We start from the raw sequence: 10,555 nt of genomic DNA, 5'->3' as shown, positions 1-10,555 counted from the left end.
CGCAAGGCGGAGGATCACCCGCGTACTGGGCGTACTCGGGTGGTCCGACAACGCGGCGAGGTGCCGTGCCGGGCGTCGCGGACCCGGGCTGATCCGAACGAAGCCCCCTAGCTCCCCGCCGGGCTCGGGGTGTCCGGGTCGCCGTCCGACGGGGACGGGCTCGGGGGCGTCGAGTCGCTCGGGGTGGGGTCGGGTGAGGTGGGAGGCGGGTCCGACGGGGGTGGGGACTGGCTCGACGGCGGGGCCGTGGGGGGTGCGCTGGACGGTGGGGTCGGGTCGGGGATGGACGACGGTGGCGGTGCGGGGCGGCTGGGGGCCGTGCCGTAGCCGTCGATGGTGACGACGGCGCCCGCCGGGGCGATCGCCACCTGGGCGCGCCAGTGACCGGACGGCTCGCGCAGATGGTCGACGTACACCTTGATCGTCAACGTCCGGCCGGGTTCGAGGGTTCCCGAGGAGCGGCTGAGGTAGAGCCAGGGGGCCGTGGTGGACGCGGACCAGCGAACCGGCCCGGAACCGGAGGCGGTGAGGGTGATCAGCGTGGTGTCGCCGTCGCCCCGGGCTCCGACCGCGAGCTGTCCGGCACTCTTCCCGCCGGTGCCGCCGACGCTGACGACCTCCACGGAGACGTCCGAGCCGCCGTCCTTGCCGAGGCGGGTGCCAGGCCTCACGCGCGCGTTGCCCGCGTTCTCGTAGCCGCCGGCCGTGTCGCTGTCGAGGGCGTCGGGGCCCTGCTGCTCGCGCGCGGTCGCGGAGGGGCCGCCCGCCTCTCCGGCCGGCGCGCCCCGGTAGGCGGCCCACAGGGCGAGCACCGGCGCGGCGACGACCGTGGCGACGACGGTCGTCGTGACCGCACGCGCGCGGAGGCGGTCGCGGCGGGCCGCGCGGTCCTTGGGGTCCATCGGGAAGCCGCGCCGGTCGAAGCGCGGCAGGGCCGCGCCCCGCGCGCGTGAGTGGTGCGTGAGCGCCATGTGCAGGTCGGCGCGGGGGGCCTCCAGGACGGGCAGCTCGGCCGGGGTGACCGTGGCACCGGGCCAGTGGCCGGGGACGGCGCGCTCGGCGGTGCGGCGGCAGCGCGGGCAGTCGTCGACGTGCCGGACCAGCTCGCGGCGCAGGGCGGTGCTGAGGACGAGCTGGCTGTCGCCGGTGAGGTGGGCCACGCTCGGGCAGCCGCCGGTCTGCACCACGGCGAGTGCCGCGCGGGTGCGCTCGACCTCGCAGGCGGCCGTGGCGAGCAGGTCGCGCGCGGCGGCCGGCTCCATGCCGAGGACGGCGGCGACCTCGTGGGCGGCGAGGCGGTGGCGGACGGCGAGTTCGAGGGCCTCGCGCTGCTCGGGGGTGGTGCCGGCCGCCTCCGGCCAGGCCAGCAGGGCGAGTTCGCGGCGCCGCTCCTCCTGCGCCTCCGGGGCGACCGGTGGTTCGGGCATGCCGTGGCCGGCGGTTCTTCCCGCGCCTCTCCCGGTCCCTTGTCTCCCGGCCCCCTGCCCCGCCCCTGTCGCGGCCGCGGCGCGGCCGGCCGCGTGGGTGGCCTGACGTTTCTGCTTGGCCTCGGCCAGCTTGCGCAGACACGCCCAGCGGGCCAGCGCGTACAGCCAGGCCCTGCGGTCGGCCGCGGCCTCCGGGACGCGGTGCCCGCGCCGCTCGGCGAGGGCGAGGACGTCACCGAGGGCCGCGACGGCCGCGTCGTGATCGCACAGCACCGACAGGCAGTAGGTGAACAGTCCGTCCAGGTACGGCTCGTAGCGCGCCGGCGGCCGCTGGGCGAGGGTGCGGGCGGCGGCGCGGTCGCGCCCCTCCCGCGCCTCTCGTGCTTCACGCGCCTCGCGGTGCACCCGGTGCGCGCCGGTGGTGCGGGTCGTGGTCTGCGGACTGCTGCTCATCACCCGTGCGACCGTAGGCGGCGCCGGAGTGCCCCTTCTGGAAGCTTGAGCAGTTTTACTTCGTACGGGTGAAACGATCCCTCATAAGGGGACAGGAACGTTTTATTCCGCGGCCGGATCATGACGAGGGGTGGCCGATACCGGTCCACCCACACGCGCCCCGGGGTCCCGCTGTCAGTGCCGCGGGCTACGGTTTCCGCATGGCTGCCCGTACCAAGACCACCAAGGACCGCCCGTCCTACCGCTGCACCGAGTGCGGCTGGCAGACGGCCAAGTGGCTCGGCCGCTGCCCCGAGTGCCAGGCCTGGGGGACGGTCGAGGAGTACGGCGCGCCCGCGGTCCGCACGACGGCACCGGGCCGTGTCTCCACCTCCGCGCTGCCCATCGGCCAGGTCGACGGCCGCCGGGCCACCGCCCGCTCCACCGGCGTACCCGAGCTGGACCGGGTGCTCGGCGGCGGACTCGTGCCCGGTGCGGTGGTGCTGCTCGCGGGCGAGCCGGGCGTCGGCAAGTCGACGCTGCTGCTGGACGTGGCCGCCAAGTCGGCGAGCGAGGAGCACCGCACCCTCTATGTGACGGGTGAGGAGTCGGCGAGCCAGGTGCGGCTGCGCGCCGACCGCATCGGCGCCCTCGACGACGATCTGTACCTGGCCGCCGAGACCGACCTGTCCGCCGTCCTCGGCCACCTGGACGAGGTCAAGCCGTCCCTGCTGATCCTCGACTCGGTGCAGACGGTCGCCTCCCCGGAGATCGAGGGCGCGCCCGGTGGCATGGCGCAGGTGCGGGAGGTGGCGGGCGCCCTGATCCGCGCGTCGAAGGAGCGGGGCATGTCCACCCTCCTGGTGGGCCATGTCACGAAGGACGGTGCGATCGCGGGTCCCCGCCTGCTGGAACACCTGGTGGACGTCGTCCTGCACTTCGAGGGCGACCGGCACGCGCGCCTGCGCCTGGTGCGGGGCGTGAAGAACCGCTACGGCGCCACGGACGAGGTCGGCTGCTTCGAGCTGCACGACGAGGGCATCACGGGCCTCGCCGACCCCAGCGGCCTGTTCCTGACCCGCCGCGCCGAGCCGGTGCCGGGCACCTGCCTGACCGTCACCCTGGAGGGCCGCCGTCCGCTGGTGGCGGAGGTGCAGGCACTGACCGTCGACTCGCAGATCCCCTCCCCGAGGCGTACGACCTCGGGCCTGGAGACCTCGCGCGTGTCGATGATGCTGGCCGTGCTGGAGCAGCGCGGCCGGATCAGCGCCCTCGGCAAGCGGGACATCTACTCGGCGACGGTGGGCGGCGTGAAGCTGTCCGAGCCGGCCGCCGACCTCGCCGTCGCGCTCGCGCTCGCCTCCGCCGCGAGCGACACCCCGCTGCCGAAGAACCTGGTGGCCATCGGCGAGGTGGGACTGGCCGGCGAGGTGAGACGGGTCACGGGCGTGCAGCGCAGGCTCGCCGAGGCACACCGGCTGGGCTTCACACACGCCCTGGTACCGGCCGATCCGGGCAAGATCCCGCCGGGGATGAAGGTGCTGGAAGTGGCGGACATAGGGGACGCGCTGCGGGTGCTGCCCCGCTCCCGTCGCCGAGAGGCCCCACAGGAGGCGGAGGAGCGCCGGTAGACTTTGCCCAGGTCTCGCCCGTCCGTACGAACCGAGTGCGGGTGCGGGAGCGCGTCAGAATCTGCGACCGGAGGAGTGCAGTGGCAGCCAACGACCGGGCAGCAGCTCCCGGAAAGTCCGGTGGGAGCGCCGGCTCCGATCGCCTGATGCGCGCCTCGCTGAGCGCCGTGGCACCCGGCACGCCGCTGCGTGACGGCCTGGAGCGGGTCCTGCGCGGCAACACCGGCGGGCTCATCGTGCTCGGCTCCGACAAGACGGTCGAGGCGATGTGCACGGGCGGGTTCGTGCTGGACGTCGAGTTCGCCGCGACCCGGCTGCGGGAACTGTGCAAGCTGGACGGCGGCATCGTGCTGTCGTCGGACCTGTCGAAGATCCTGCGCGCGGGCGTGCAGCTGGTGCCGGATCCCACGATCCCCACGGAGGAGACGGGCACGCGGCACCGTACGGCGGACCGGGTCAGCAAGCAGGTCGGCTTCCCCGTCGTCTCCGTCTCCCAGTCGATGCGCCTGATCGCGCTCTACGTGGACGGTCAGCGCCGCGTGCTGGAGGACTCGGCGGCGATCCTGTCCCGCGCGAACCAGGCACTGGCCACGCTGGAGCGGTACAAGCTGCGCCTGGACGAGGTCGCGGGCACGCTGTCGGCGCTGGAGATCGAGGACCTGGTGACGGTGCGGGACGTGTCCGCCGTCGCGCAGCGCCTGGAGATGGTCCGGCGCATCGCCACCGAGATCGCCGAGTACGTGGTCGAGCTGGGCACCGACGGCCGTCTCCTCGCGCTCCAGCTGGAGGAGTTGATCGCCGGGGTGGAGCCCGACCGTGAGCTGGTCGTGCGGGACTACGTCCCCGAGCCGACAGCGAAGCGGTCCCGCACGGTCGAGGAGGCGCTGTCCGAGCTGGACGCGCTGACCCATGCGGAGCTGCTGGAACTGGGCACGGTGGCGCGTGCGCTGGGTTACACCGGTTCGCCGGAGACCCTCGACTCGGCGGTGTCGCCGCGGGGCTTCCGCCTGCTGGCCAAGGTGCCCAGGCTGCCGGGCGCGATCATCGACCGTCTGGTGGAGCACTTCGGCGGCCTGCAGAAGCTGCTCGCCGCGAGCGTGGACGACCTGCAGACCGTGGACGGCGTGGGCGAGGCCCGGGCGCGCAGCGTGCGGGAAGGCCTGTCACGCCTGGCCGAGTCGTCGATCCTGGAGCGGTACGTCTAGGTCTGCACACCGCGACGCCCGCCCTCGGCCGGTCGAGCCGCGCCCCTCTCAGTCGGCCGACAGGACGAACGAGGCCTGTGTCCTGCCGAAGCCCGGCGCCTTCGCCTCCAGCAGGTACGTGCCCGTCTTCGCCGCGCCCCCGGAGGGCGTCGCGCAGTGGGCGGCGCTCGGCTTGCGGTCCCACTTCACGGTGTACGTGATGCTCTGCCCCGCGGGCACCCGGAACACCAGGCTGCCCGCGCCCTCGGGGCAGTCGGCCGACGACCAGAAGGCGTCGTCGGCGTCGGCCGGCGTGATCGTCAACACCGCGCTCTTCGGACCGAGATCGACCTTGCAGTCGGCCGACGAGCTGTTCTTCGCGGTGAGTTCGAAGGTCGGCGTCTGGTCCGGCGAGTAGGAGTTGTGCCGGCTCCGCAGGTTCAACGCCACAGCGGAGGACGTGCAGTCGGGCAGCGTCGAGGACGCCGGCAGCGCGTCGCCCGTACCGACGTTCCCACCCCCGGAGGCCGATCCGGAGCCGCCGCCCGAACCGCCGCCGGATCCGGAGGTCCCGGACGCGCCGGAGGACCCGGGGGTACCGGAGGCCCCCGCGGAGCCGGAGGAACCGTCGCCCGAACCGCCGCCGCTCCCGCCGCCCGACTCGTCGCGTCCGCCCGGGTGTTGGCTGTACGCGGGCCCGGACTCGGACGGCCCCGGCGTGATCGTCTGCGTGGGATTCTTGCCGTTGGACCCGCCGGCGTCCTTCTTTCCGCCCCCGCCGCCGGAGGCGACGATCCACAGGATCAGCAGCGCCAACAGGGCGACCACCGACAGCAGTACGACCCTCCGTCGCCAGTAGATGGAGGAGGGAAGCGGCCCGACCGGATTGCGCAGAGATCCCACGGCGCAAACTGTACGAGAGATCGCCGCGCTTGCTCGCCCCACCCGCCGCGTGAGCACCAACTTTTCCGGATCATCATCCCGGCAACTGCCGTCACACCCGCGGTTCTTAACGGTTCCCCACGCTCGGTGACCGCGCCGTCACTCTCCCTGCCCGCCAACCCGTGGCAGGATCGGAAGGGCCATGACTGAGAAGCTCCACACCCCCGTGATCGCCTGGTTCGACGCCCATGCCCGCGACCTCCCCTGGCGCCGCCCGGAGGCGGGCCCCTGGGGGGTGATGGTCAGCGAGTTCATGCTCCAGCAGACCCCCGTCAACCGGGTGCTGCCCGTCTACGAGCAGTGGCTGTCCCGCTGGCCCCGCCCCGCCGACCTCGCCAAGGAGGCGCCGGGCGAGGCGGTGCGCGCCTGGGGCCGGCTCGGCTATCCGCGCCGCGCCCTGCGCCTGCACGGGGCGGCCGTGGCCATAACGGAGCGGCACGGCGGGGACGTGCCGACCGACCACGCCCAGCTGCTGGCGCTGCCCGGCATCGGCGAGTACACGGCCGCGGCCGTGGCCTCGTTCGCGTACGGGCAGCGGCATGCGGTGCTGGACACCAACGTGCGCCGGGTCTTCGCGCGGGCGGTCTCCGGCGTGCAGTACCCGCCGAACGCGACGACGGCCGCCGAGCGGCGGCTCGCGCGGGAGCTGCTGCCGCAGGACGAGGGGACCGCGGCCCGCTGGGCCGCCGCCTCCATGGAGCTGGGCGCGCTGGTGTGCACGGCGAAGAACGAGGGGTGCGGGCGCTGCCCGATCGCCGCGCAGTGCGCGTGGCGGCTGGCCGGCAAGCCGGAGCACGCGGGCCCGCCGCGCCGGGGGCAGACGTACGCCGGTACGGACCGGCAGGTGCGCGGCAAGCTGCTCGCCGTCCTGCGGGAGGCGCACACGCCGGTGCCGCAGGCGGTGCTGGACCGGGTGTGGCACGAGCCGGTGCAGCGCGCCCGCGCGCTCGACGGGCTCGTCGGGGACGGCCTGGTGGAGCCGTTGCCCGGCGGGCTGTATCGGCTGCCGCTGAGCTGATGGACAGCCAAGTCACAGACGACCGGCCTTCGTTACGGAGCGATCGCCCCGACAAACCATCCCAGAAAGGGATATACCGACCACCCTCCTTACCCCCCGCCGACTTCCGTTACACAACCGACGGATAGCCGATTGCTAGCCGCAGGCTGGTCCGCACAGCGCCGTGACAACCGCTCCGTAACTTTCTGTCCGTGCCCGACAGACCACGGGACACGAACACGGGGACAGCGGGACTCCGGGCGAGAAGCCGGAGTGAACGGGGAACGGAGGCGGTTGATCATGGCGCAGGGTGAGGTGCTCGAGTTCGAGGACTACGTCCGCACCCGGCAGGACGCGCTGCTGCGCAGCGCGCGCCGGCTGGTTCCGGACCCGGTCGACGCCCAGGACCTGCTGCAGACCGCGCTGGTGCGGACGTACGGCCGCTGGGAGGGCATCGCCGACAAGCGGCTCGCCGACGCCTATCTGCGCCGCGTGATGATCAACACCCGCACGGAGTGGTGGCGGGCGCGCAAGCTGGAGGAGGTCCCGACCGAGCAGCTGCCGGACGCGTCCGTGGAGGACTCCACCGAGCAGCACGCCGACCGGGCCCTGCTGATGGACGTCATGAAGGTGCTCGCACCGAAGCAGCGCAGTGTCGTGGTGCTGCGACACTGGGAGCAGATGTCCACTGAGGAGACGGCCGCGGCCCTCGGCATGTCGGCCGGTACGGTCAAGAGCACGCTGCACCGGGCGCTCGCCCGGCTCCGCGAGGAGCTGGAGGCCCGCGATCTGGACGCACGCGCGCTGGAGCGTGAGGAGCGGGAGCGTTGCGCGGCCTGACCGGGGCGGGGTCCGAGGGGACCCCACGGAGCACGCAGGCGGTGATCGCGGCGATGGTCGCGCTCGCCGCCGTCGCCCTTTTCGTCACCGCGTGCGGCACCGGGGGGACGGGGGCCCGGGACGAGGGCCCCGCGCACGCCTCCGCGGCGGCGGGAGCCGTCGCCGCGCCGTCGCCGAGCGCGTCCAAGAAGTTCCGGCGGGTGGACGCCGTGGCCCTGCTCAAGAGCGATCCCTCGGTCTCACCGGCCATCAAACGCGAGCTGAAGCCCTGCAGCGGCGACAAGTACCAGGTCGACGTCAGCTACGCCGACCTCACCGGCGCCGCCGTGGACGACGTCCTCATCAACGTGATGACCTGCGCCGACTGGGTCGGCCTCGGGACGTACGTGTACCGGGACGTGAACGGCTCGTTCCAGAATGTCTTCAGGAGCGAGGAGTCCCCGGTCTACGCGGAGGTCGACCAGGGCGTCCTGTCGGTGACCAAGCAGTACTACGAGAAGGGGGATCCGATCTCCAGCCCGTCCGGTGAGATCGTGACGCCCTACACCTGGAAGGCGGGGCGCTTCACCGCCGGGCAGAGCATCCGCAACGAGTACAGCAACGCGGCCGACGGGGACGCGACGTCCGCGCCCGACAACTGACCCGCGCCGTTCGACCGCCCCCCCCACGAGCACACCACGAGGACTGAGAGCACCGGGATGGCAGACCAGACCCACGTCCTGTTCGTCGAGGACGACGACGTCATCCGCGAGGCCACACAACTCGCCCTGGAGCGGGACGGCTTCGCGGTCACCGCCATGCCCGACGGGCTGTCGGGGCTGGCGGCGTTCCGGGCGGACCGGCCCGACATCGCGCTGCTGGACGTCATGGTGCCGGGTCTGGACGGGGTCAGCCTGTGCCGTCGTATCCGGGACGAGTCGACCGTCCCGGTGATCATGCTGTCGGCGCGTGCCGACTCCATCGACGTCGTGCTCGGCCTGGAGGCGGGCGCCGACGACTACGTGACCAAGCCGTTCGACGGCGCCGTCCTGGTCGCCCGGATCCGCGCGGTGCTGCGCCGCTTCGGGCACGCGAGCGGCAACGGCCACGCCGAGAGCGGCGCGGACGAGGTCGCCGGCGGGGTGCTGACCTTCGGGGACCTGGAGGTCGACACCGACGGCATGGAGGTGCGGCGGGCCGGGCAGCCCGTGGCGCTCACCCCGACCGAGATGCGGCTGCTGCTGGAGTTCTCCTCGGCGCCGGGCACCGTGCTCTCCCGCGACAAACTGCTGGAGCGTGTCTGGGACTACGGCTGGGGCGGGGACACGCGGGTCGTGGACGTGCATGTGCAGCGGCTGCGCCAGAAGATCGGCCAGGACCGGATCGAGACGGTCCGCGGCTTCGGCTACAAGTTGAAGGCCTGAGCGGGGCGGCGATGCGGGGGTTCCTTCGGCGACCGGTGCGGCGTATGGAGCAGGCCGGCCTGCGGACCGGGCTCAGATGGAAGTTGAGCGCGGCGATCGCACTGGTGGCCGGGCTGGTGGCGGTGACGCTCAGCCTCGTCGTGCACAACGCGGCCCGGGTCTCGATGCTGGACAACGCGCGCGACCTGGCCAACGAGCGCGTGGAGCTGGCCCAGGGCTTCTACGACCGATACCGGCATCCCAACTTCCCCGACATCAAGATCGACGATCCGCGGCTGCCGCCCGCCCTGCGCAAGAAGGTCGAGGGCGGCCGCCGGGTCAGTGACGTCTCCGACCACGGCGGCGGGCCGCCGGACATCTGGGCGGCCGTACCCGCGAAGGACGGGCGGGTCCTGTCGCTGCACAGCCATTTCCCGGACCGTTCCGCCGATGTGCTGAACGACCTCGACCAGGCCCTGGTCATCGGCTCCATCGCGGTGGTGATGGGGGGCAGCGCACTCGGCGTGCTGATCGGCGGGCAGCTGTCCGGACGGCTGCGCAAGGCCGCCGCCGCCGCGAACCAGGTCGCCAAGGGCGAGACCGACGTCCGGGTGCGGGAGGCCATCGGCGGGGTCGTCCGGGACGAGACCGACGATCTCGCACGCGCGGTCGACGCCATGGCGGACGCGCTGCAGCAGCGGCTGGAGGCCGAACGGCGGGTCACCGCCGACATCGCGCACGAGCTGCGCACCCCGGTGACCGGTCTGCTCACGGCCGCCGAGCTGCTGCCGCCCGGCCGCCCCACGGAGCTGGTCCTGGACCGGGCGAAGGCGATGCGCACGCTCGTCGAGGACGTGCTGGAGGTCGCGCGCCTGGACGGGGCGTCGGAGCGGGCCGAGCTGCAGGACATCATGCTCGGCGAGTTCGTCGCCCGGCGCGTGGCCGTGAAGGATCCCGACATCGTCGTGCGGGTGGTGCACGAGTCGGAGGTCACGACCGATCCGCGGCGCCTGGAGCGGGTGCTGTTCAACCTGCTCGCCAACGCCGCCCGGCACGGCAGGCCGCCGATCGAGGTCACCGTCGAGGGCCGGGTCATCCGGGTCCGCGACCACGGCCCCGGTTTCCCGGAGGAACTGCTGGCGGACGGTCCGAGCCGCTTCCGCACCGGCAGCAAGGACCGCGCCGGAAAGGGCCACGGCCTGGGCCTGACCATCGCCGCCGGCCAGGCCCGCGTCCTCGGCGCCCGCCTGACCTTCCGCAACATCCGCCCCGCCGGAACCCCCGCCCACCTTCCGGCGGAGGGCGCGGTGGCGGTCCTGTGGCTCCCGGAACACGCCCCCACGAACACCGGGAGCTACCCGGTGTACCCGCCGCCGGGCGCGGGCGGCCGCTGAGGGGGCACGGGCGGCCGCTGAGGGGGCACGGGAGCGTCGGCAGGCCCGGGCACCGAGGGGGCACGAGAGCGTCGGCAAGACGCGGCGCCGAGGGTGCACCGGAGCGTCGACAGGCCGGGGCGGCCAGGGCTCCGGCATCACCGGCCCGGGCAGCCGGCCCGAGGGGCGCGGGCGGCCCGGCCCAAGCGGCGCGGGGAACCGCGCGGCCGGAGACGACGCACCCGCACCCGCCCACGCGGCGCACGCACCCGCACCCGCCCACGCGGCGCACGCACCCGCACCCGCCCACGCGGCGCACGCACCCGCACCCGCCCACACGGCGCACG

Annotated in this window: 9 protein-coding genes; 7 read left to right on the top strand and 2 right to left on the bottom strand. The window is 73.7% G+C overall.

The genetic code is table 11. The features are described 5' to 3' along the window. Nucleotides 1-107: 107 nt before the first annotated feature. A complete protein-coding gene (locus AB0N17_RS44255; protein ID WP_366017364.1) occupies nt 108-1,883 on the bottom strand; it encodes a hypothetical protein in 1,776 nt (591 codons plus the stop codon). Between the two features lie 197 nt (nt 1,884-2,080). Here AB0N17_RS44255 and radA point away from each other — a divergent pair, with 197 nt between their 5' ends. Next, nucleotides 2,081-3,490: a DNA repair protein RadA gene (radA, locus tag AB0N17_RS44250; RefSeq protein WP_366017363.1), complete on the top strand. Its 1,410-nt coding sequence runs from the start codon at nt 2,081-2,083 to the stop codon at nt 3,488-3,490. An 80-nt stretch (nt 3,491-3,570) separates the two neighbouring features. Continuing rightward, a complete protein-coding gene (gene disA / locus AB0N17_RS44245; RefSeq protein WP_366017362.1) occupies nt 3,571-4,695 on the top strand; it encodes a DNA integrity scanning diadenylate cyclase DisA in 1,125 nt (374 codons plus the stop codon). Between the two features lie 48 nt (nt 4,696-4,743). Here disA and AB0N17_RS44240 read toward each other — a convergent pair whose 3' ends face one another. Continuing rightward, nucleotides 4,744-5,577: a hypothetical protein gene (locus tag AB0N17_RS44240; RefSeq protein ID WP_366017361.1), complete on the bottom strand. Its 834-nt coding sequence runs from the start codon at nt 5,575-5,577 to the stop codon at nt 4,744-4,746. A 181-nt stretch (nt 5,578-5,758) separates the two neighbouring features. Between AB0N17_RS44240 and AB0N17_RS44235 the strand changes: the two genes are divergently transcribed. The 5 genes from AB0N17_RS44235 to cseC all read left to right on the top strand — a co-directional run bounded on the left by AB0N17_RS44235 (nt 5,759) and on the right by cseC (nt 10,229). After that, nucleotides 5,759-6,634 carry an A/G-specific adenine glycosylase gene (locus tag AB0N17_RS44235; protein ID WP_366017360.1) on the top strand — a complete coding sequence of 292 codons (876 nt, stop codon included), beginning with the start codon at nt 5,759-5,761 and terminating at the stop codon, nt 6,632-6,634. A gap of 279 nt (nt 6,635-6,913) precedes the next feature. Further along, nucleotides 6,914-7,453, top strand: coding sequence for a SigE family RNA polymerase sigma factor (locus AB0N17_RS44230; RefSeq protein WP_366017359.1), 540 nt, complete (start codon nt 6,914-6,916; stop codon nt 7,451-7,453). Between the two features lie 41 nt (nt 7,454-7,494). Then, nucleotides 7,495-8,094: a hypothetical protein gene (locus AB0N17_RS44225; RefSeq protein ID WP_366017365.1), complete on the top strand. Its 600-nt coding sequence runs from the start codon at nt 7,495-7,497 to the stop codon at nt 8,092-8,094. Between the two features lie 57 nt (nt 8,095-8,151). After that, a complete protein-coding gene (gene cseB / locus AB0N17_RS44220; protein ID WP_366017358.1) occupies nt 8,152-8,856 on the top strand; it encodes a two-component system response regulator CseB in 705 nt (234 codons plus the stop codon). An 11-nt stretch (nt 8,857-8,867) separates the two neighbouring features. Beyond that, nucleotides 8,868-10,229, top strand: coding sequence for a two-component system sensor histidine kinase CseC (cseC, locus tag AB0N17_RS44215; protein ID WP_366017357.1), 1,362 nt, complete (start codon nt 8,868-8,870; stop codon nt 10,227-10,229). The last annotated feature ends 326 nt before the right edge of the window (nt 10,230-10,555 follow it).

Origin of the sequence: Streptomyces sp. NPDC051133, from assembly GCF_040682635.1 — a bacterium.
In the GTDB taxonomy this organism is placed as follows: domain Bacteria; phylum Actinomycetota; class Actinomycetes; order Streptomycetales; family Streptomycetaceae; genus Streptomyces.
Note: the sequence above shows the minus strand (reverse complement) of the source record. Positions and strands in the feature narration are given on the sequence as shown.

Coding starts and splice junctions, on each gene's coding strand:
- AB0N17_RS44230 (WP_366017359.1), top strand. CDS start 6,914: ATGGCGCAGGGTGAGGTGCTCGAGTTCGAGGACTACGTCCGCACCCGG.
- cseB (WP_366017358.1), top strand. CDS start 8,152: ATGGCAGACCAGACCCACGTCCTGTTCGTCGAGGACGACGACGTCATC.
- radA (WP_366017363.1), top strand. CDS start 2,081: ATGGCTGCCCGTACCAAGACCACCAAGGACCGCCCGTCCTACCGCTGC.
- cseC (WP_366017357.1), top strand. CDS start 8,868: ATGCGGGGGTTCCTTCGGCGACCGGTGCGGCGTATGGAGCAGGCCGGC.
- AB0N17_RS44235 (WP_366017360.1), top strand. CDS start 5,759: ATGACTGAGAAGCTCCACACCCCCGTGATCGCCTGGTTCGACGCCCAT.